Here is a 22,732-nt window from a genome sequence, read left to right on the forward strand (position 1 = left end):
TGCGAGCGTTTCCGCGTCCGTGGCACAGTCCTGATCGGACACCCTCATACCGGTTTGCGGGCGATCACAACCTGGCTTTTGGGCATGAATGCGTCGAGCGCATTAATCGCGGTTTCGGCATTCGGGATCTGCAGCAGTTCGAACCAGGTCCTGGTCCAGTTTTCAAGCACCGGTCCTTGCGGGGTCATCTTCTCCTGCTGACTGGCCCAGAAGAAAATCCACCACATCGACCAGAAGAAACCGGTGTGCGTATGCTCGATCAGCTCTAACCCCGCCTGTTCGATCAGTCGATCAAATTCGTCCCGCTGGAGGATCCGGATGTGGTTCGGCTTTTCCCAGTAGATCGACGGTGCAAATTTGGTCTGGACGGTTTCTGCAACCGGATCGGGAACGGTAATCAGGTACATGGCACCAGGCTTGCCGACACGGACAAGCTCGGAAAGAAATTGAGCCGGATCGTCGACGTGCTCCATGACCTCCATCGAAATGACTTTGGTGGCAGTCTGGTCTGCCAGAGGAAGCGGATTGGAATCGCTGACATACCCCTGGAACGGCGTCTGGGCAAACCGTTCCATCTTCCGCTTGACGTTTTCGATCCTGTCTGGATCGATATCCGTCCCGATGACTTCGGCACCAAAGGAAGCAGCAAAGGCACAGACATCGCCGAAACCGCACCCGACGTCGACCACGGTATCGTCAGCAGTAATTGAAAAGCCTCTGGCCAGTTCGCCACTGGTGCGGTTGAACCAGCCACGTCGGACGTCGTCGATTAACCCGCATTCGCCCGCTTCCACAACGCGAGGGCCGGAAGGCGGCAGTGGCTCGAGTTGCCGATACTCTGAAGTTCGTGAAAAGCACCGATTCGCGAGTTTCATTAACCGAGATGTCATTGTGAAGTGTCCTCCCTTGGACGCTGTTCTTCGATCACTCGTGGTCTGCGGCTTCGACTTCCGTCGCGGTCTTCGTCACTGCGGTCAGTGATTCGTGGTGAGGGGCAGTCCAAATCTGCGGGTGCGTGAATCACCTTCTCGATCGAGCGTTGCGGCCACAAATGTTCGCGAGATGCAGGGGGCAGCCACCAGACGCGCCGATTCGAGGATGCGCGTTCCGACCGTGATCAGGGGGATCATCCAGAGATCAGAACGCCGATGATGGCGTCCGTACAAAGTGATCTGGCTCGGGTTCAAAAAGACATTGCGGAACCCGCGTGGGCGTGCCACCTGCTGGTGCGTGACATGTTCGGTGTCGTGCCCTGAGTAGGTCCCCGCCAGGTAAGCAGGCATCCGGTACACCCCCAGCCCGCCAAAACTGCACATTACCGGAACCAGGGGTTCGCCGCGCTGCCAGCTCATGTAGTTCACTTCTGCAGTGGAGAGCTGAGTGAAGTTTTCATCGTTGCGGAAGGCCCAGGCGTCGTACTGCAGGAACGCATTCAACGCGATGCCACACCGGCGCAGAATCAGGCCATTTGACCCCACGAAATCCCAGTTCTCATGACCGAACGTGTTCGCGACGCCATCGTCGCTCCAGCCGTATTCCAGGTCTGTATCCACGACGATCACATGGTCATAGTCAGCATACTTTTCGCGAATGAGGTTGAGACATTCATTCCGATAACGGGCCATTCGCTCGGCACGTTTCAGACAGCGGGCACAGGGATTCACCGGGTCGCCCAGTTGTTCGACCGTGATATCGACTTTCGGGTTCGCCTGGGCCCACTCCTGCAGCAAAGGCTTGGTATTGTCCGTCGAATCATTCTCGTAGATGACCACGCGATAGTCCGCGAACATGGTCCCCAGTCGCTCGATGCGAGCGATGGATTTGGGCAGGATCTTTTCGACATTGCGTGCCAATCCGCAGATCACCGCCCGGCTCCGCGCCATCCGCTGCCGCCCGGTCGCGACTCGTTCGAGATAGCTGGAGAGATACTCTTGCGCGACGGGAATATCAGCCAGTGAGAACGAGAAATCCTTGTCCATTATTTGACTTCCAAGATCAGGTGTAATGGCCGCGATGATCGCGGCAGACTGGTCTTTGCGAGCAAGAACATAAACGGCCCCTGCAGAGCCGCAGACAGGTTCACGACAAGGCTTTTATAAATCTGACAAGAGCACCGAAAACGCATACGTGCGGGAAATCAGGCGGCGCGATTGACGGTATGGGTGACGTCTTTCACATCGCCCCGGTCGACTTGAATAATGCGAGTCGCAAGTTCGAGAGTACTCTGACGGTGAGTAATCATGATCAGGGTCTTATCTTTGGCATGAAGCAACAATGCTTCATGGATCAGCTTTTCACTTTCCACATCAATCTGGTTGGTCGCTTCATCCAGAATCAGGATCTCGGAATTACGCAAGAGGGCCCTGGCCAATGCGATTCGCTGCCGCTGCCCCCCACTCAAACGCTGACCGTTCGGCCCGACATTCGTGTAGTAACCCCAGGAGAACTCGGAAATAAACTCGTCAGCCCGCGCTTTTTTGGCTGCCTCAACAACCTCAGCGTCTGTAGCATCCCAGCGGCCATAACGAATGTTGTGCAGAACGGTTTCGTTAAAGAAATCCGATTGCTGCGAGACGATGGCGATCCGGCTGCGAATGTCATTCAGAGCCAGATCGCACAACGGGATACCATCCATCGTGACGGCCCCCTTCTGCGGATCATAGAAGCGACATAGCAGGTTCATCAGCGTGCTTTTGCCGCCGCCGTTGGGACCAATGACAGCAAGCCGCTCTCCGAACGGAATCGTCAGGTTGACGTTCTTCAGAACTTCGTGAATCCCATCATAACTGAACGTGACGTTCTTGAATTCAATCGTCCGATGCGGGATTGAGATCGTCGTTGCTTCAGGCGGATCCACAATGCGGGACTGAGCATCCAGGAGTGGATAGAGCAGGTTTGCCGCAGCAGAACCGGAATTAATTCCACCAATGACCCCCGACAGCTTTCGAAGTGGTTCCGTCGCACCGACAAGTAATCCAAACACCACGGTCAGCTCTGTGACACTCATCGGATCGACCGTCATCCGGATACCGAAGATGTGTGTCTTCTGGCTGATGACAAGATAGGCAGCAACCCCCAGTCCTGTGCAGAGGGCCGACATACCGAAGACTTCGGTAATGGGATTGGCCAGGGCGTTATAAAAACTCCCCAGGACCCCCATGCGTCGCATTTGTTTTGTCGATTTCCGAAAGCGTTCACGTTCATAGGGTTCCATCGTGTTCGCCTGCACTGTCTGCAGAGCCCCAAACACTTCCAGAATCACATGATGGAACCCCAGGGAGCGATCGAGGGCCTGCCGCGCAAGTCCCCGGATTCGACGATTGAGCCAGACCATCAGCACGACCATCAGGGGCGCGAAGATCATTGAAGCGAGTGTGACCCGCCACGACACAATCATGGCCAGTGTCAGGCAACTGAGAATCCGTAGCGGTTCGGCGACGAGTCCCCCGTAGAACGCGGTGATCCCCTGCGCCAGACCGTCAGTCGTATGAGTGATATAGGCCATGAAACCACTGATTCCCAAGTGGTTAAAGCCTGTACGGTCCATCGTTACCGCCTTGCTGAAGATTCGCATGCGGACTTCGCGGGCGATACTCTGCGAGACATAGTTGACCAGCACCACGTTCGCCATGCCGAAGATCTGCTTGAGTAACGTTCCCGCAACGACGAGTACCAGCACGAGAATGACGGTGTTAAAGGGATCCGTCGGCAGCCACGCTTCCAGCCAGGGCTGCAGTCGCTCACGCGATTGCAAGTTGACCTGTTCGGCCATCAGCTTGGTCTGCAGCATATCACGCTTGAGTCGCATCGAGAGATAGTGCTCATCGTTCTGGGGTGGCAGAACGACCGCTTCAACCTCGGCAGCCAGCGTATTGACTTTATCTCGAACCGCTTCAGTCCGTTTGATATTCCATTGTTGAAGCGTGTCACCGTGGATTGTCGTTTCAATCACGGGAAAGAGCGCAATGATGTTAGCGCCCCAGAGAAAGGCCATCGCAAATGAGCACAGGATGCCAATGCTTAACGTCAACCAGTGACGCCATGCCTCGCGCAGTGCCCGACAATAGTTCTTCATGTAGACGCAGCCTCCCTGCCGCGATTACCGCAATAGAACAAGACCTCAGCCGTGCTAGAGCTTGCATCGGAACGTATCGATAATGCAAAAATGAGACAAGGCGAAAATTACAGTGCCGAAATACTGCATTTACCTTGCGTCGCTATCATCTGACACGATACTAAACTCTTACATTCATGCCCTTATCGTTGAACTTGCACGAAATTCAGGTTGGTTGTTTACCACCGATTACGGGCTCGTCCGCTGTCTCAAAAAAAGAAAAATATTCTGCCAGCGTCGACCGCTGATGAACATCAGTCTCACGCGCAGGCCAATCAGTTTCGCCTGAATCCTCGAATTGGCTTCGGAAATCCCCAACACTGTTCAAAAGTGTTAGTTCCTCCGTCACCAGACCGCATCCACCTTTCCGGCGATGCTAACTTTCTTTCACAAACGCTCGCACCTCGGGGAGAAGCCCCCCCCACAATCTCCACCAGGCTGACATCCAGAGACGTTTCTCATTCGCAATCTTATAATCCGGCCGTATCCTGGCAGCACCGCGAAGAGATTGCCCCGAGTCTCCTGCATCGCGAGACGAAGAACGATCACCATTTATCAGTGGACCGTGTGTCACGGACAGCTATCTCGCATTGGCTTTCCAGATGAAGGTCGAGTGAAGACTTGGAACGAGTCATTGACAGGAACAACAGCACCCGGTGACCACGTGCTCCAACTTCGGCGGAAAACGGTCACCACAACGCCACCCCGTTCGCGCAGGAATGCTATCGCCATGCGATTCCCACACCCGCTGTTCCTCATCGCCTTCGTGTCGGCCTGGTTGCCTGGCTCGCCTTGCCCTGCGCAATCAGCGTCTGACGACCTTCTGTCGGCCGCACCACGGGAGGCCGAGTCAACTTACGCCTCGCCCCCTGCCGACCTGATTTTTCGAAACGGGGCTGTCTACACCGTCGACGCCGCCCGAAGCTGGGCCGACTCGGTCGCCATTCGAGAAGGACGGATCGTCTACGTCGGCAATGGCGCGGAGATCCAGAAGTGGACGGGCCCCCAGACTCGTCAGATCGATCTCGCTGGAAAGATGCTCCTGCCAGGATTCAATGACTCGCATGTCCACCTGATCGGCGGAGGAATTGAACTGGGTGAATGCGACATCAATGGACTGACGACGGTGACCGCCATACAGGACGCGGTTAAAGCCTATGCCCTGCGGCACCCGGAAAAGAAATGGATTCGTGGCGGGGGATGGCCGCTCACGCTGGAAGAGGGCAATCCCAGCAAAGAACTCCTTGATCGAGTCATGCCAGATCGCCCCGTCCTGCTGGATGCGTTCGACGGACACTCGACCTGGGCCAACTCGATGGCCTTGAAACTCGCAGGCATCACCCGTGAGACACCCGATCCGCCCCGTGGACGCATCGAACGGGATCCGCAAACGGGTGAGCCGACGGGAACCCTGCGAGAATCCGCCAGCCGACTGGTCATCAACAAAATCCCCCCGTATACCCCCGACGAATATCTTAATGGATTGCGGCGGGGTCTTGAGGTCGCCAACCGGTTTGGGATCACGTCGGTTCAGGAAGCATCAGTCGCGGAACAACACCTCAAAGCTCTTTCCGAACTGGATCGGACAAGGGAACTGACTGTCCGGGTCGTCGCGGCCATGCGTGTCGATCCTGCCAAACAGATGCTTCAGATTCCGCAATTCGTCGAATGGCGAGAGAAGTTCCGCGGAAGGCGACTGCGGGCCACTTCGGTCAAGATCTTTGAAGATGGAGTCATCGAGTCACGAACAGCGTCGCTGCTGCAACCCTACCTCGGTGGCACGCAAGAGCGAGGATGGCTCAACTTCGAGCCGGAAGTACTGAACCCTCTCGTTGTAGAACTTGATCGGCTTGGGTTTCAGATTCACGTTCATGCGATTGGCGACCGAGCCATCCAATGTTCGTTCGATGCGCTGGAACTGGGGCAGAGGCAGAACGGCCGTCGCGATTCGCGCCACCACCTCGCTCACATCGAACTGTTCGACCCTTCGGACATTGGCCGCTTTCGCAAACTGGGCGTCATTGCCAATTTTCAGCCGTTGTGGGCGAATGCAGATCTCTACATCGTCAACATGACGCAGCCCATTCTGGGACCCGAGCGGTCCCGCTGGTTGTACCCCATTCGCAGTGTGGCCGAGACGGGTGCCCTGATCGCCTGTGGCAGCGACTGGTCAGTCACCTCCATGAACCCGCTCGAAGCGATCCAGATTGCCGTGACCCGACGGGGATTGAATGAGGGTCCGGGGCCCGCCTGGATCCCGGAAGAAACCGTAGACCTCTCGCTGATGCTGGCGGCCTACACCATTAACGGAGCCTACGTCAATTTTCAGGAACAGGAAACGGGGTCCATTGAAGTCGGCAAAGCGGCGGACTTGATTGTTCTGGACCGTAATCTGTTCGAGATTCCCCGCCACGAGATCCACCAGGCCAAGGTACTGCTGACCCTGCTGGAAGGAGAGCCGGTTTACCGCAGCGCCGATTTCCCCGAGTAACTTCGCCGCAGCCGATTGCTCTGGGATAAAATCACCACTCCAGCACCTCGCTCCCACCGGCATCCTTCCTCACGAAAACTCTGTTCGCTCGCGAACAGGAAACAGCGATAGCCCTGACGATGGGATCATCAGGGCTTCACACTGAACCTCAATTTTTCAGCCAGTCATCGCTAGACAGGCCGTTGATCAAACTCAAACTCTTCGGCGTCGAATTCACCGACGGCTGGGGGTCGCCCCCCGTTGCCGGGACCTCGTTCTTCTTCCGGACGGCCTTCAGGCGGACCACCGCGGCCCGGGGGAGGTCGATGCCCCGGAGGAGGACGGTGCCCCCCTGGACCTCCCGGTCCTCCCGGTCCCCAGGGGAAGCCGCGGAAGCCCGGGCGGCGGGAAGGACGGTCAGGTGCATCCCCTTCGCCATGCCGACCATCTGGCCCCTCATGAGGCGGCCCAAAACCTTCTCCATGATCCCGATCTCGTCTCTCAGCGCGGGGGCCACGATCTGGCGCCCCCTCGCGTTCTGCCTGATCCCGATCGTGCCGTGGAGGTGCGGAAAAGCGACCAGGTCCGCGATCTCCTCGCTCCCCCTGCCCCTGTTCACGGAACTCACGTTGCGGGCGGTCTCCCTCGAAATCAGGTCGATGACGTTCACCGCGACGATCCGATTCGGCCACCCGATGAGGGGGCCTCACAGGGCCACGACCGAATCCGTGTCCCTCTCCGCCACGAAATCGACCGAAGTGATGATGGAAGTCAGGCCCCTCATGTCCCCCTCGGTATCCCGCATGTCGTCGTCCTTCCCAGTGCGTATCACTTCGAGCCGATCGGAAATCACGATCGCCCCAGTCGGGTCCGCGTCCCCTCCACCCCTCGTGAGCGGAGTGCGGATGATGAGGGCGCCGTGGAGGGCCGAAGTCAGGTCGACCGTCTCGATGAGCGAATTCGCGAAAGCCGCCCCCTCGCGGCGCGCCAAATCCGGGTCGATGGGGCGGGCCGTCGAATCGGCCGTCCCGTGCAGCAAATCGATGAGGTGGCGGGCCGAAGTGGCGGGGACCACGATGGGGGCCTCGATCTCGGCCGAATTCACGATGTGAACCATCGTCATCTCGCCCGGCCCAGTGATGTTCACGTGGACCGAACCCGTCGCGTGGCCCCCAATCGCGGCGGAACTCTCTCCGTCCCAAGTCTCGGTCGCGATCGAAATCACCTCGATGATGCGGCGGTCCACCGCGCCCCGGCCTTCCCCAGCCCTCTCTGTCGTGACGATCGAAATGACGATCAGGTCGATTGCCATCACCTCGATGAGCGAATTCACGCGGTGCAGGGCCGCCATGCCCCCCACTGCGTCCCCACCCGCGCCCCCATCCCTCGTGGGCCTCGTGTCGGAAATGATCTCGATGGAAGTCTCCCCCCCGGCCTGCGAAGCGGCGACCGTGCTGGAACGGACCTGGCCCGCGTCCCCCATGTCGGCCGGGGCCCCATCCCTCACCTCGTCCTGGTCCCCAGCCTTCGTGTCGACCGTGAGGCCCGCGGTGGTGGTGTTCGCGTCCCCACCCACGTCCCGACCGGTCACGTTGTTTCGGCCGGTCGGGTGTGGCTTCAGGCGAATCAGCCGGAGTTGCTGGTGGAGTTGCTGCTTCTGCCGCTGCTTCAGCATCCGCGGGAGGTGATTCCGGGGCTTCTGCTGGCTTGGCCTCATTGTCAGGTTGCGCTGCTGAGGCAACGCTGTCCCCTTCGGTCTGTAATTCAACTGCAGCAAGCGGGCTGATCAGCAGCAACACCGTTGCTGCGAACGTCCCCCCGCTTCGAACGATGCTGAGCATGGGTTTCCCTTTCCTTAGGCGAAGAAGTGAAATCGCAATTGACCGCAGATGTCCCGATCCATCAGGCCCCACAAAGGAATCCAACACGTTGCCAGCTTCCTGTGCCGTAAATGACCTCGCGATCGCGCGGTGTTTTCGATCGCGTCATCCTGATAGTCGCGCAGGCCACCCCGATACCGCCGCGCGATGTTTTTCCGCGCGTCCGAATTTGGCTGAAATTCAGGTCCGCATGGGCTCAACCAAGTCCCTGTCACTCTGAAAGCCAAAAGGTCGAACGACTTGCAGCGCAATCACGTTGCCGAATCGGTTCGCCGTAACGTGAGCGTCGAGAGCCGGGTCCCTTTCGGAGAGCGTGGTGCGTCGGATTGGCTCATGGCTCTAAATCGCGGCGTTCAGCTATTCGGCTTTCCTGTCGCCGCATTGGCGGGGAGGCAATGAAGAGAGGAAGTGGGAGTGTCTGTAAAACGAAAACCCTCTCCGGGCTTGAGGTCGGGAAGCCAGGAGAGGGAACGTGAGGCCGTTGTCTGCACTCGTGTCCGGACCCCCTTATCGGGGTTAGCCGGAAACGAGGATCATCAAGAGCGGCATGGAATGCTAATGCAGCTTGACGGGAGCAGCCTGACCGGGTCGATACAGTGTGAGCGAACGTTCTCGCGGATCGACACGCACTACACAATCGGGCTCGCCGGCGGCCTGTCGCTCCAGAATGGCTTCGAGTGCCTGAACCGCCGCGACTGTCTGCCAGTCCGCCGTCAGATCGTTGTAAGCCAGGCTTTGCATCTGTTCCAGTCGTTGCGGCTGCTCACTTGAAGTGCCACCGAATTTGACGTACCCCAGCTCTCGTACGAAGCGCTCGAGAACTTCCACTCCGTAACCGCGCTGGGATCGTTCACCCCACGGCTCGAGGAACGTCCCGTTGTAGTGGTTGTTCATCGTGATCTTGCGGGTGATCGGTGTCTCTCCTTCCACCGTGCATTCCACGCCTCGTTTACGGGAATGCCCGTTCCAGATTCCATTGTCAAAGCGGAACTGCACTTCCTGCTCAACGTAACCGGGGAAGTTGTCCGGAGTGACCCACGAAGTGTGGATATCGAACGCCGCTTCCCGACCATCATCGTACTCGTAAATCATCCGCATCTGGGTACTGTCCCAGGTGGGTCCATCCTTGGGGCCGACGATGCCTCGCTGGCCGGTCGCGGTCACGGTCTTGAGGCGTCCGCCGAACGTGAAGTCGATCAACTTGATGTAATGCACCGCGACATACGTTCCCGGATTACGGCCGGTGATCCATTCCGAAAACTGACTGCCCGAGATCTGCTTGGGTTCCAGCAGCGAGCAGTAGCCGTTGTTGACGTGACGCAGCACGTGATCCGCGACCAGCGTTCGCAACTTCTTGTGATCCGGGTCGAGCAGCTTATGGTAAACGACCTTTGCCAGTAGCCCCTTCCGTTTGGCGATTGCGGCCAGTTCCTCGAGTTCCCCCAGAGCCAGGACCGAGGGCTTCTCGATCAGAACATGGACTCCCGCTTCGAGCAATTTCTTCGCCGCATCGAAGTGTCTGTTATCCGGTGTTGCCACGCACGCGAAATCGACGTTGGCCGCGATTAATTGCTCGACCGAATCCTCTCCGGAAAAGCTGGTGAAGGGGAAAACTCGTGACCCGGCCGACTTCCGATAGGCTTCCGCACGATGCCCCGTCTTTGACGCAACGGCGACGAGTGGGACATTGATCACACCGAACCGGTGATCGAACAGACTTTCGCCGTGCGTTCGTTCAAAGAACGGTCGGTAGGTCTCGTCAAAAATCATTCCCATGCCAACCATGCCGGCACGAAGCGAAGGAAGAGGCGAAGTCACTGACGTATTCCCGATCAAAGGTTATTCAGATATCTGCTGAGGAATGTCGACCGAAGATGATTACCACTGGCATGCAGATTCACAATCGAGACCGGGTAACTTGTCTGCGCAAGTTTGAGGAGGGCCACGCCTTCCCGGACGAGTAGCTGCCACCTCCCAGCGGCCACCCTGATTGTGGACAAAGTCCGGATCGGCTGCGGCCGGAAACGCTGAGTCGTCGAGATTCCGGCGAGTGATTCCTCTTCGCGTGACTTGCTCACCTGCGGCATCAATACGAGACTGTCGGACTGCGGTTTACCTCCTGCGAACTCCGATACAGATCCTCTTCAAGGTCGTTAAAAGGTCATTCATGCCCCTTCCGACTCCGCCGACGCTGTTACTCGCCGCCGGAGGCATCGCATTGGTCTGGGGCCATTTCCACAATGTTCATCCTCGTTTCGCCTGGGGTGGATTTTCACTGGCTGCCATGCTGATCGCGGTGGCCTGCTTGTGGTTTGACCCCGTCACGACGACAGAGCAGAGTGAGTCGATCCATCGGCATCGCGTCTGGATCAATGACCCGCTCGCCGTGTCAGAACAGGGACTGGTCCTCGCATTCGGATTGCTCGCCGGTATCGCTCTTCTGGACCGAAATACCGTCAGTCCGAACGAGGCGAATGACCACGGATATTTTCTGTTTAGCCTGGCGGGCCTGATGTTGATCGCCCGGTCGAATGATTTCCTCTCGCTGGGACTGTCGCTGGAGATCACAGGTGCAGCGGGTCTGGCGTTTCGTCGGCTGAATCGACTCGCGACGGTCACTGGCGCGACGGGAGAGCCAATGACGGAGATCCGTTCCCCCTCCGCAGAAGGTACGTTCTCTGGAAACCAGTGCGAACTTCACTGGCTCACCTCCATCGGGTTGTGGCTGGGGATCGCGTTACTGATGAACACACTCGCAACAACCGAGTTCGACGCGATCAAGCGAATCCTCGTCGTCGCCTATCAACCCCAATCGGCGGAGGCGTCGATCGGAGCCCCTTCAAAACTGATCCTGTTGGCGGCGGGCCTGATCGTTCTCTCACTGTATGGCCGGATGGGAGTTGTTGCCCTGCTCGACAACGACGCACCGGGTTCCGATATCACCCCTCGTCCGCTATGCGGATTTATCCTGCTGTCGGGCCCCCTGGCGGGGGGCATCGCGCTGATTCGCCTGTGCGGTGTGGTGTTTGAGGGACTGGGAGATTCGCTGACCATCCTGCTGATCGTCCTGTGCCTGGTCGCTTTTCTTCGTTCGGCCGTGATGGCCGTTCGTGGATTTAATGCAGGCAGTCGCTCCATACCCGTATGGGTCAAGAGCCTGGTCATTGCGCAGAGCGCGTGGTTGGGGATTGGTCTGATCGCCGTGGCGATGGAGCTTCAGCACCCCGATGCCCGCTGGGCCAAGTTTCCCACAGAGCCGGAAACGCTGACCCTCCTGGTTTATACCCAGGTCGTGCAGCTCGTCGCGTGCGGCGGGGTCATCTGGACACTCGAGTTTCTCTCCCGTGGGGGGCGTGGCGTCGAGTATCTGGAAGACCTCAAGGGACTCGCTCGTTTCGCGGTGATCCCTGCGATCGTCCTCATGGCCTCGCTCATCAGTTGTGCAGGGGGACCGTGGACGGCAGGATTCTGGGGGCGCTGGTGGATGATCGTCGTGGGTCTGAATGTCCACATCAAGACGCTGTCGAGCATTCTGGTTCCTCATGGAAGCCTTCGCATCCTGATCTTCCTCGGGATCATCGCCTCAATCCCGATTGCGGGGATCGCCATCCGGTTCTTTCGGGAACTGTTTCTCGAGCAGCCACTCTCGCGGACTCGGTTCACCGGCGGGCGTGGTGCCCTGGTGGCCGGGATACTGGCAGCCCTGACATCACTGATCCTGGGGGTCGCTCCGCAGTTGCTTGTTGCTCCGCTGCGCGCCATCCAGGCCCCGCAGGAATTACTACCGGAAACGCAGCCCCGGGGATCGGGAAAGAACCATTCGGTATTCCGTATGAATGGACCAGGCCCGGAAAAGTTTGCTGGATTGGCATGTCAAGACAGATCTGCTCGTCAAGTCAGACACGAATTACTTATCTCAATAAAAGTCGCGGCCTGCTCTTGGCAATCGCCGCAGAGTTGGGCACAATTCTGCCCCGTGTGGTCAGGGACTTTAGAACCTGACCATCATCCCAGCGAGGACATTCCCTTCATCCTCGTCGATCCTAACTCTTGAGAGACCCAAGAGTGAACAATCCGACTACTCCGCACAGTGTTCAAAGCTCCACTTTGGACGCCGATCTGCCGAATTTATTAGACCGATATGCTGCATCTCCCAAGTCAATCGCTCCATTTCGACTGTCATTAAGTCAGCTCACTACATTCCAATGGTCGTTAGCTCAAGAAGCCTTGCAACTCAAGCAGGCCGGTTTTGATGCGATTGGATTGTGGCGACCCAAGCTTGCTGATTTTGGAGAACGGCGTGCCGCACAGGCACTGACGGACGCACGACTGACAGTTTCATCGCTGTCCTTCGCTGGAGGCTTCACAGGCGGTTGCGGGTTCAGTTATCTGGAAGCCATCGAAGATGGCATGCAGGCTATTGATCAAGCCGAGATCGTCGGTGCGAAAACCGTGATCTGTGTCAGCGGGTCAAAGCATGGACATACCGTACGCCACAGCCGCCGGCTCGTCGTGGATGGTATGCGGCAGATGGCGGACTACGCAGAACGGGCTGGGGTCACACTGTCGCTGCTGCCGATGCATCGGCAGTTCAGCAAAAAGTGGACTTACCTCAACTCGCTGGATGAGACCCTGGATGTGCTGGGCCTGATCCGCTCATCACACGTCGGTCTGGCCTTTGACACCTATCAGATGTTTGAAGAGCCTGACCTGCTGAGCCGTATTCCCGAAATTGCGCCGATCACCAACATCGTGCAGTTAAGTGACAGCAATCGCGTGCCCGGTTCGGAACAGGATCGCCGGATGCCAGGTGAAGGGGTGCTCCCGCTGACAGAACTGATTCAAGGCTTTCAGTCAGCAGGGTACGCTGGTTACTTTGACATTCAGGTCTGGTCGGGTAATGTGTGGAAGTCGAATTACACACACCTGATCGAACAGTCGCATGCGGTGGTGAAAGGGATGTCGCTTCGGGCGACCGCCCCCAAGTAACTCGGCAAATGGTTCTGGGCAACGGAGTGCCGATTCGCAACCAAGTGACGATTGTTATCGCTCGTGGTTGCTTCTGCAGATTCCCACCAACGGTTTTTCCCGCCCTTTGAATGTTTGGCCGAAACATGTCGCGAGAATGGTTCAGCCTCGAAGAGCTGGCTCGTCAATTGGGGCGAGACCGCCGCGAGATCGAGAAACTCGTCCAGCGCGGTCGTATACCGGGGCGCAAAATGGCGGGCGAGTGGCAGTTTCACCCCACTGAGATCACTCATTGGCTGGAACAGGAAATGCGTGAGTACACCGATCGCGAATTGGCTGTTCTTGAGCAGACACACCGCTCAGCCGAGTTCGCAGATCCCCATCCGATCTCAGCACTCCTGCGTCCCGAAACGGTGCTGGTCCCTCTCGAAGCCCGCACGCGACGCTCGGTCCTGGAAAGCCTCGTCGAACTGGCTGGACGGACCTGGGAAGTCTGGCAACCCGCGGCTCTGCTGGCTGCCATTCAGGAACGCGAAACCGTCCTGTCCACCGCATTCGAGAACGGTGTTGCGATTCCCCATCCGCGGAACCCGCTTCCCGACGCGCTGGGTCAGTCAGTGATCGCCTTTGGCCGACTGCCATCAGGCATCCCGTTCGGAGCCCCCCATCACGTCATGACGGATATGTTCTTTCTGGTCGTCTGTCGCGACTCGCGAACTCATCTGCACGTTCTGGCAAGACTCGGGCGGTTGTTACAAACCCCCGGTTTTGTGGATGAACTTCGCGCCGCAGAAGACAGTGCCACCGCCTACGAAGTCATCGTCCAGGCCGACCAGCAGTTCATCGTCTGACACACTCTTCCAGCGAACTCACAAAGCCGGGTGGCACCAGTTGACCTGGCTTTTTTCTTTCACACCGTAAGCCGCTCCGTTCGCGAACGGTCTCCCGCAGCGTGTGCGCTCAAGTTGGCTATGGCAGCCGGAAACGTGATCAGTCGCTCCTTTGTTGGGGAATCGTCATCGCGGTGTCGCTCCCGCTTGTCCGGATGGCAAGTCGCGCGCCCCGGATTGTCCTTACCGGGTTACGATGAAGCCACTTTGATCCTCCCGAAACGCCACGACCGTGTGCGATCGCACACGGTCGTGAAAGTCGGATGGACGGTTCCCGTCACCATTACTGGACGGCAGGGGGAACTCCATCCTGTTCGGCCGTGAAGTTCAGACCAGGCACATTCTCTGCCGAACCTGGCGGCTTGAACGAGAACGACTTCTTCCCTTCGTCATAAGTGATCTTCCCCGCCAGCGGTGGGCCCTCCTGCTGACCCAGCACCAGCACATCATCCTGATAGCCAGCTTGTCCCTGAATCGTTTGTGTACGCCCATCTTGCGTCACAGCCCAGGTGAACTCGCCGCCCGACTTGAGAACGAGGATGATTTTCACCTTTGGATCGGGCGAAGCGACCCAGGTTCCCTGCAGCTTTTCCGGTGGCGGAGGAGGAGCGGCCTGATCCCCGGCTGCCAGAGTTGTCCCGTCGCCATCAGGAGCCGGCGTTGGCACGGAGACTGACTCGCTCGACAGCTTTCGCTGAACCTCTTTGACCTCCTCCGTGGGATTCAAGGTCTTGGCGAGCTTCGCAGAGAGCGTGTCGTCCGGCTGCAGCTTCACAACCTCACCAAACTGCTTACCGGCTGCTTCTTTCGAACCTTGCGCCAGGTAAATGTAGGCCAACTGGAACTGTGCCGCTGCCGAGTTGGGATTGTCTTTCACGTAATTCTCAAGTTGCCGAAGCTGGTCTGTATAGACGTCGATGCTCGAATAGAGATTGATCATCGTCGCCCAATCCCAGCTTGGTCCCGCAGACAGCACGGCGTAGTTGACAGCGGCCGCTTCGTCATACCGTTTCAGTGCAAACAGACAAAGTGCACGGAACTCGTGCAGGACGGGATCCGATGGCAGTTGAACCAGGGCCTGATCGGCCAGACTTAACGCCCGTCCAAAGTCGTCGGCCTTGAAGCTTTCTCTCGCCGATTCGAAGACCTTCTGCGCAGATTCGGCTGCCGTCGGCTCGGGTGGAGCCGCCGTCGTGTCGATCGGCTTCGAGTAGTCATAGGCGACAATTGTTTGCGAGGTAGTGGGCTGTGCACTTCCCACTTCCACCACGACCGGTTGAGGCTGCTGAATGACCACCGTCTGGGTTGCCGGTGTGATGTAAGGATTGGCATAGCTGCCATACATCCAATCGGATGAGATCGAACTGAGCCCCCAGCTTCCATAAACGGGCGCGGCCCAGGCAGACGGGAAGTAGCTGTAGCTGCTGTAAGCGATGCCTGGGTTGAAAAGCGCGTTCACGCCCCATGAGGTCACCAGTCCGGCGCCAAAGCCACCCCAGAAGTTTCCACCCCCGTGGTACCAGTTTCCATAGTTCGCGCCGCTCCAGCCGGGTCCATAGTAGTTGTTGTTAATGACGTTCCCGCCACCCCCATACCACGGACGGCCGCCCCAGCCACCACCCCAGCGGCCACCGCCGCCCCAATTACCGCCATTCCAGTTTCCACCACCCCAATTTCCGCCTCCCCAGTTACCTCCGCCCCAATTCCCACCACCCCAACCCCCGCCCCAATTGCCTCCAGGCCGATTGATGACGGTGTTGTGATTGTTATTGATGTTGACGTTGTTACCGATGTTATTTCCGCTATTCCAGTTACCCCAGTTCCCTCCACCGGGCCGGTTGCCGTGAACGCCGCCGTTGCCAAGGCCAGGTCGGCCGCCACCGCCGGGGCGATTGCCATTCCAGGGTGGCCGATTTCCGGCCCACTGGCCGCCGCCACCCCCACCGGGACGGTTCCCCCCCGGTCGATTCCCACCGATTTGACCAGGGGGAAGCTTGTTTCCAGGCGATGTGCCACCGCCAATGGGAGGTCGCACTCCCCCGCCGGGATACGCACCGATCTGTCCGGGAAGTGGTCGTGCACCCCCGCCGGGACGATTTCCCCCCTGCCATGGTGGACGATTATTCGAGCCCCCCGGCCCGGTCGTAATCGGAGGACGAAAACCCGCTCCAATGTCACCAGGGCGAGTTCCCGGTCCTATCCCGGGTCCCGTTCCCGGTCGACTGCCGATCTGCCCGGGCAACGTTGAGGGACCACCCGTACCCGTCCCAGGGCGACTGCCGCTGCCGGGGCGGTTTCCAATGCCGGGCCGATTGCCGATCTGGCCTGGCAAAGTGACACCGGGGCGAGTCCCCGGGCGATTTCCGACTTGTCCGGGCAACGTGGAAGGTCCCGTTCCGATTCCAGGACGGTTTCCGATCTGACCTGGCGGACGGCTTCCCCCTCCCTGAATCCCTCCGGGACGATTAGTCCCCGTGATCCCACCAGGCCGGTTCCCCGAGACACCTGGAATAGTGGGCCGAACACCTCCGGCGATTCCTCCGGAAGGACGGTTGCCCCCTCCCGGTCCACCGATCTGACCTGGACGAGTATTCGGTCGATTCTGAATCGTGGGACGCTGACCTCCGGCGGTCACGCCGCCGGGCAGGTTCGGCCTGTTCATTCCGCCCATATTCGGCCGATTGCCCATCCCCGGATTGGGCATACTGGGCCGTGACATCCCCGAAGGACGATTGGACATCGGGTTATTGACCATTCCGCCCATATTGGATGGACGGCTGGGCATCGAGGGGCGAGCCATCTGGGTTGGCGGGCGAGTCATTCCACCTCCGCCACCTCCGCCTGGTCGCGACATCCCCCCACCACCACCGGGGCGGGCCATTCCGCCGCCGCCACCACCAGGCCGCGACATGCCTCCCATCGGATGTGACATTCCACCACCTGGTCGGCCGCCACCGCCACCGCCCCCACCCGGGCGTCCTCCGCCTCCACCTCCCGGTCGCCCGCGCTGAGCGAAAGTGGGAGGGGTAAGGAATGACAGGCAGACCGCAACCATCAGAGAAACAGCGAGTCGCTTGTACATTGTGAGACACCCTGGAGCAAAGCGTTGATGGAAATCAGAATGCGATGGCCCGGCAGTTCCCGGTCAACTCGGAACGGCCTCCAATCGAAACGACAGTATTCAGGCCCGAAAGCTCGGAATTATTTCGCAGGGGCTGGCTTCGCCGGAACTCCGGGCGCTGGTGCCGCAGGATTGTTGGCGGCGGGTGCCGCAGCTTTATCACCCACAGCAGGAGCCTTGCGAACCATCATGATCTCATCAATATCGGGCGCGATTTCTCCACCAATGATGCGATCGAATGAACTCGTCTTCAGTGCATCCTTGCCGACGATGGTGACGACCTGAGTCGCCGAATTGGGCAGTCCGTTGGACAGATTCCCGGCAGCACGAAGGACCCACTGATCATCTGCCACGCGGATCCAGGTGGCTTCGCCCCGTCCCCCGGCCGAATCAAACAACCATGAGCGAATCTGGCCTGCCTGTGGATCATAAGCCAGAACCATCAGACTGCTGTGACTCCCTTCTTCCCCTTCCGAGATGGTCGTCTTTCGCGTGAGATAGGCTTTGTTCTCGCCCCACTGCACAACGGAGTGAATCTTGAGATCACCACCCTGGTCGACCCACTCGCCGATCATCCATTCCAGTTCAGCCAGCCGGTCGGCGGGAGAAATGTCATCCTGCGAGGAAGGAAGATCACGGATTTCCGCCAGCTTCCAGACGTTGTCTTTCTTGACCACCAGCGAAACAAAGCGATTGATGATCGGGGCTTCATTGGGGGCCGTGTGTGACGAGGAACCTTCAATCTGTGCCACATCAGGTGTGATGTAACGAATGGATTCGATCTGCGAATCGAGCTTGTAGGTCGACGACTGTGCAAAGCCCTCGGCAAACTGCGCCGCAATCGAGGTCTTGCCCCGGATTACCGCTCCCTCAACGTCGATCAGCGTGGCATCGTCCGTGAAATAACCTGACAGCGCGTCACTGTTATGGCTGTTGTAGGCCTTCACAAATCCTTCGACGCGTTCTTTGATTGCCGCATCGGCAGCAGCGTTGGTACTCGCCTGGGCCATTGCTACAGAATTGGCGGTGAGCACGATTCCGAGCAGTAACGATCCGAAACCTGTCAGGTTGCCAAGTCTCATCGGTGCGATTCCTTCTGGAGAGAGAACACGTGATATCGAACGACGAGCCGCAGCTCGACATGATCGACGCGCGCGATGGTGAACGACACAAGATTGAGTGTGAGTTGAGATCGTGCCAGCCGTGGCGATCCATCGAAGTGACGGGGCGATCCATCTGTGAGAAGTAATGATTATACTGATACCGAAATCCAAACCTGCTATCAAGTCGGTACCAGCTCAGACGATGAGCACATTCCCGTCTGCGATCCTCATTCATAGGGACGCGACAACCCACAGAAACAGACCGGCATCCACTCTTCGACAGCCGTCATCATGCGACGCAGTTCAAGGTGAATCCCCACCGCTGCGGCTTCTCTGTTATGTCGCAATCGATTCTCTCCTCTCATCACACCGTGACGGTGCAGGACCTCGCAACCTCCAGTGGCGGGGAGCCCCGACACCGCCGCGACGGTCGCTCAGTGAACGCGAGACCCCAGCCCGCTTCGCGGACACTCTCGCAGGATTATACGCCTGTCGTCGACACATCGCGGCAGACTGTGCCTGTTGCGGCAACCGGGATAACGCCAGAATGATGGGGATTTCTTCCTTAACCCCCTGACGAGGATTTCGATTGCCGATATAGGAGAACAGACAATGAATGTCGGCCACGGGACAGACTCCGATCACGAGCCCATCGGCAGTCGCTGCCGGTAGTTGCCCAAATTGCAGCCGTAATTGACCGAAGAGACCGAAACGAGGCTCGCCTGAAGAAGACCTGAAATCGCGCAGCGAGTTTTATTCGGGGTCGCCCCCGTGCGTATCCTTTACATAGTCTGAAGGCTGGACCTTACGAACACACGAGTCCCGGACACGACCTCCGGGACTCACCCACAACAGGCATGTCGGGCAGCAAGGGAATACTATGGCCGATCTACTGGCCCTCAGCTGGGATCGAAATCGACTGACCGGGATCGAATTCAGCCCGACCGCGGCCGACCCCAGGGTGGCCGGGGGGTTCAGTGTGAGCTGGCCCGAGCAACCCGTCAGCGCGAAGTGGCTGCGTGAAACCCTGCGCCGACACAATATCAACGCCAAACAGGTCGTCGTGGCGCTGGCTCGCGAAGACGCCGTGCTGAGACTGCTGGAACTCCCGTCCGTGCCCGATGACGAGTTGCCGACACTCGTCCGGTTTCAGGCCGCAGCACGTACCGCTCAATCGCTCGACCAGCTGCTGCTTGACTATCTTCCTCTGCCGCTGCGCGCGGGGGTCTCACAGAAAGAAGTCTGGCTGGCCACAGCACTGCTGTCGACCGTTACCCCGCTTCGCACCTTGCTGGAAGAGGCAGGTCTCGACCTGACTCATCTGACGCTCAGCTCGCTCGCACTGACGGAACTGATTGCGCGCGGCGAGGCAAAACAGGCGATCGAGACTTCGGGGGCCAGCCTGATTGTGTTACGAGATCAGGCCCGCATGGAACTGGCGGTGGTTTCGCAGCGTCAGTTGATCGCAGCACACGCGGTGAAGTGGTCGTCGATCAACGACATTCCACCGGTGACCAAGATGCTGGCCGAGGTCTCGCGGTTGCTGGTTCAGGTTCAGGCGTGGCTGCCAGAAGGGACATTGCACCGGGCCTGGGTGATCGGGGACGACGCTGATGTGGGTGAACTTCCTGCGGCACTGGCGAAACGCTGGAACTGTCCCGCGGAGAGGTTTGATCCGTTTCTGCAAAGCGGAATTTCTGGGGGATCAGCAAAGCTGGAAGGTCCCTCGTCCCATTACGCGATTGCTGCTGGACTGGCATTCACACAGTCCGGAGCGATCACGCCCAAACTGGACCTGCTGAATCCCCGTCAGCCCCCGCCGAAGCGGGATCCCCGCAAGCCCTACTATGCTGCCGCCGCTGCTGCAGCACTCCTCGTTCTGGCAACGGGGACCGCCGTGGTCCAGCAAAGTCTGGCCGCGTACGACACTGAGATTAATCAGAATCAGCTCAGGGAATCGAAACTCAAGGACCAGTTGAAAGAGGGTGAACCGACCTTCGTGGCGTCGAAGGCTCTGGAGGACTGGCGTGCCCGTGGCGTCAACCAGTTGCAACAGATTGCCGAACTTCATCAGGTCATGGAAGGGACCGATAAACTGGTCATTTCCGATTATCGATTCGACCCCGGCAGTGGCGATTCCATCGCCCGAATTAAAGCGGCAGGAAACGCGAAAACACGCTTCGAGGCCGAGCAGTTCGCTCAGCGTCTGGCCGATCTGCCGAAGTTCCAGAACGGCATCAAACAAAAGCCGATCACCTCCGGCAAGGGTGACTCGGAATACCAGAACCGGTTTGAAGTCGAAATGGAAATGGGCCCGCAACGACTCAAACCCGCCCCTCCCGCGAAACCGCCGTCGCCCCCCGCCGCAAAACCATGACACCCTGCGGGACCTGCTCGAATCAGTTCGTCAGGCCCCACTCTCCCTGTTTGACATCGCCGGGATCAGTTTGCCTCGCCTTTGAATCGTGGATTGGAATCATGCAACCTCGCGAAAAACTCATCCTGGGAATCCTGGTCGGCTTCGTCGTGGTCTGGCAGGGAAGCGGTTGGGCATACTCCGTCATTTTCGGCCCCTTCCAGGCGCGCAGCGAGCAGCTTGAGCGGCTGACAAAATCGGTCGCCGAGAAGGACGACCTGCTCTTGAATCTGGCTCGATCTGCCAAGACGTTGAAAGAAGCGCGTCAGATCAGTCTGCCACCCGATGGAGGGAAGCTCAAACGCCCGGACGCTTCCAACGCCGAACGACTGTATCAGCGCTGGTTGACTGACTTGGGGGAACTGTGCGAAATGGAAGACCTGAAGGTCTCGCCCGCGCGCCGCGCACTCAAAGGGAACGAGTACGTTTCCGTTGGAATTCGACTCGAAGCCGAAGCCCGCTACGAACAGATCGTCCGCTTCCTCGATCTCTTCTATCGCACCAACCTGCTGCATCGTATCTCGCAGTTGCACATCAGTTCGCCCGAAGTCGAAGGCGATCCGTTCATGAAGGTCTCGCTCGAGGCCGAGGGGATCGCGCTCGTGGATGCCCCGACGCGTCGTACGTTGTTTCCTCAAACGAACCTCACAGCGGACACCCCGGAAGACGCCACCGCCATCGAGGTCGAAGTTGGCGACGACTTCCCCAAAGAGCCCGGGTTTCAGATCCGCATTGAAAATGAATTCATGACCGTCACGGAGATGGAAGGTGGGAAATGGACAGTGACCCGCGGCGTCGACCAGACATCCTCGTCCCTGCACGAAGAGGGTTCGCTGGTTGAACTTGTTCGCCAGATTCCGGGGTTGCCACAACCGACTCAGGAAGCCTTTTCCCAGCTCGTTTCGGCGAACATTTTCGTCAAGCCCGCACCACCCTACAAGATGCAACTCGCGCCGATCACCGAACGCCCTTTCGTACGGGGCAAGGCAATCGAACTGACGTTAAACGCAGTCAGCTATGATACATCAAAGGGAAAACCGCAGTTCTCTCTCGTTGGGGATCCCCCCGCAAACTTGCGACTCGATAAATCAGGTCGTCTGACATGGCGACCCGGCAACGACGTGAAACAGGATGCTTACCCGCTCAAGATCGAGATTCGGCACCCGTCGGCGCCGCAAGGCGTCCTGACGGAAACAGTGACGATCCGACTGCGGGATGCAAACCCCATCCCCAAACTGGCAGACACACCTCCCCCCGTCGTCTATCTCAACCGGGACTGGAAATTTCAGCCCGAACTCGTCAACAACCCGGACTCGACGGCCCGCTACACGTGGAAGCTTGGTAAGCCCATTGAAGGGCTCTCAATCAATGACCGTACCGGGGAATTGACCTGGGCCCCCGGAGACGCCATTCCCACGGGTGAACTGACCGTGCCACTGGTTGTCACCGACAATGATTCTCCACCCCAGTCGACCACGCTGGCGCTGAAGCTGGACGTTCAGGATGATGAAGCGTTCTTCACGCGTCTCAATATGATCTTTCGACAAGGAGACGTGAAGCGCGCCTTTTTCTACGATGCCTCCCGAAATAAAACGACGGAGTTGCACGAGGGGGATGAGTTCTCGGTCGCGGAACTTCAGGGAACGGTCAAAGAAATTAACCGAAACCACATCATCCTGAAGATCGGCAAGAAGGAACTACGCCTCAATTCGGGACAGACACTGAGAGAAGCACAATCACCGGTGGTGCGACGATAACTTCACCCCCGTG

General features: G+C 58.5%; 14 protein-coding genes. 6 read left to right on the plus strand and 8 right to left on the minus strand.

What is annotated here, in order from left to right; genetic code table 11:
• Positions 1-44 precede the first annotated feature (44 nt).
• From ACGY09_RS10355 to ACGY09_RS10365, 3 genes are all read right to left on the minus strand, one after another.
• Positions 45-890, minus strand: coding sequence for a class I SAM-dependent methyltransferase (locus ACGY09_RS10355; RefSeq protein ID WP_397571485.1), 846 nt, complete (start codon positions 888-890; stop codon positions 45-47).
• Between the two features lie 84 nt (positions 891-974).
• Positions 975-1,979, minus strand: a complete 1,005-nt coding sequence (locus tag ACGY09_RS10360; protein WP_397571486.1) for a glycosyltransferase family 2 protein — start codon at positions 1,977-1,979, stop codon at positions 975-977.
• 158 nt (positions 1,980-2,137) lie between these two features.
• Positions 2,138-4,075: an ABC transporter ATP-binding protein gene (locus ACGY09_RS10365; RefSeq protein WP_397571487.1), complete on the minus strand. Its 1,938-nt coding sequence runs from the start codon at positions 4,073-4,075 to the stop codon at positions 2,138-2,140.
• Positions 4,076-4,844: 769 nt separating this feature from the next.
• Here ACGY09_RS10365 and ACGY09_RS10370 point away from each other — a divergent pair.
• The gene (locus ACGY09_RS10370; RefSeq protein ID WP_397571488.1) at positions 4,845-6,605 is read left to right on the plus strand and encodes an amidohydrolase; all 1,761 of its coding nucleotides are present in this window, start codon (positions 4,845-4,847) and stop codon (positions 6,603-6,605) included.
• Positions 6,606-6,753: 148 nt separating this feature from the next.
• Here ACGY09_RS10370 and ACGY09_RS10375 read toward each other — a convergent pair whose 3' ends face one another.
• The 3 genes from ACGY09_RS10375 to ACGY09_RS10385 form a co-directional block, all read right to left on the minus strand.
• Positions 6,754-7,254 carry a hypothetical protein gene (locus ACGY09_RS10375; RefSeq protein WP_397571489.1) on the minus strand — a complete coding sequence of 167 codons (501 nt, stop codon included), beginning with the start codon at positions 7,252-7,254 and terminating at the stop codon, positions 6,754-6,756.
• 36 nt (positions 7,255-7,290) lie between these two features.
• Positions 7,291-8,259 (minus strand): hypothetical protein, encoded by a 969-nt coding sequence (locus ACGY09_RS10380; protein ID WP_397571490.1) that lies wholly within the window; start codon positions 8,257-8,259, stop codon positions 7,291-7,293.
• Between the two features lie 760 nt (positions 8,260-9,019).
• The gene (locus tag ACGY09_RS10385) at positions 9,020-10,282 is read right to left on the minus strand and encodes a Gfo/Idh/MocA family protein (protein WP_397571491.1); all 1,263 of its coding nucleotides are present in this window, start codon (positions 10,280-10,282) and stop codon (positions 9,020-9,022) included.
• A 349-nt stretch (positions 10,283-10,631) separates the two neighbouring features.
• Here ACGY09_RS10385 and ACGY09_RS10390 point away from each other — a divergent pair, with 349 nt between their 5' ends.
• The 3 genes from ACGY09_RS10390 (at position 10,632) to ACGY09_RS10400 (ending at position 14,283) form a co-directional block, all read left to right on the plus strand.
• The gene (locus tag ACGY09_RS10390; protein WP_397571492.1) at positions 10,632-12,518 is read left to right on the plus strand and encodes a hypothetical protein; all 1,887 of its coding nucleotides are present in this window, start codon (positions 10,632-10,634) and stop codon (positions 12,516-12,518) included.
• A 173-nt stretch (positions 12,519-12,691) separates the two neighbouring features.
• A complete protein-coding gene (locus ACGY09_RS10395; protein WP_373650332.1) occupies positions 12,692-13,453 on the plus strand; it encodes a sugar phosphate isomerase/epimerase family protein in 762 nt (253 codons plus the stop codon).
• A gap of 125 nt (positions 13,454-13,578) precedes the next feature.
• The gene (locus ACGY09_RS10400; RefSeq protein ID WP_397571493.1) at positions 13,579-14,283 is read left to right on the plus strand and encodes a PTS sugar transporter subunit IIA; all 705 of its coding nucleotides are present in this window, start codon (positions 13,579-13,581) and stop codon (positions 14,281-14,283) included.
• Between the two features lie 322 nt (positions 14,284-14,605).
• Here the strand turns inward: ACGY09_RS10400 and ACGY09_RS10405 are convergent, their stop codons facing one another.
• Together ACGY09_RS10405 and ACGY09_RS10410 are read right to left on the minus strand one after the other, a co-directional pair.
• Positions 14,606-17,404, minus strand: coding sequence for a tetratricopeptide repeat protein (locus ACGY09_RS10405; protein WP_397571494.1), 2,799 nt, complete (start codon positions 17,402-17,404; stop codon positions 14,606-14,608).
• 119 nt (positions 17,405-17,523) lie between these two features.
• The gene (locus tag ACGY09_RS10410) at positions 17,524-18,525 is read right to left on the minus strand and encodes an SgcJ/EcaC family oxidoreductase (protein ID WP_373650328.1); all 1,002 of its coding nucleotides are present in this window, start codon (positions 18,523-18,525) and stop codon (positions 17,524-17,526) included.
• A 901-nt stretch (positions 18,526-19,426) separates the two neighbouring features.
• On the opposite strand from ACGY09_RS10410, the gene pilM reads away from it, so the two are divergent.
• Together pilM and ACGY09_RS10420 are read left to right on the plus strand one after the other, a co-directional pair.
• Entirely contained in the window at positions 19,427-20,923 is a 1,497-nt protein-coding gene (gene pilM / locus ACGY09_RS10415; protein WP_397571495.1) for a type IV pilus biogenesis protein PilM, read from the plus strand.
• Positions 20,924-21,024: 101 nt separating this feature from the next.
• On the plus strand, positions 21,025-22,719 hold the full coding sequence (locus tag ACGY09_RS10420) for a hypothetical protein (protein ID WP_397571496.1): 1,695 nt from the start codon (positions 21,025-21,027) through the stop codon (positions 22,717-22,719).
• Positions 22,720-22,732: the final 13 nt, after the last annotated feature.

It is taken from the genome of Schlesneria sphaerica (genome assembly GCF_044336245.1).
GTDB lineage: Bacteria > Planctomycetota > Planctomycetia > Planctomycetales > Planctomycetaceae > Schlesneria > Schlesneria sphaerica.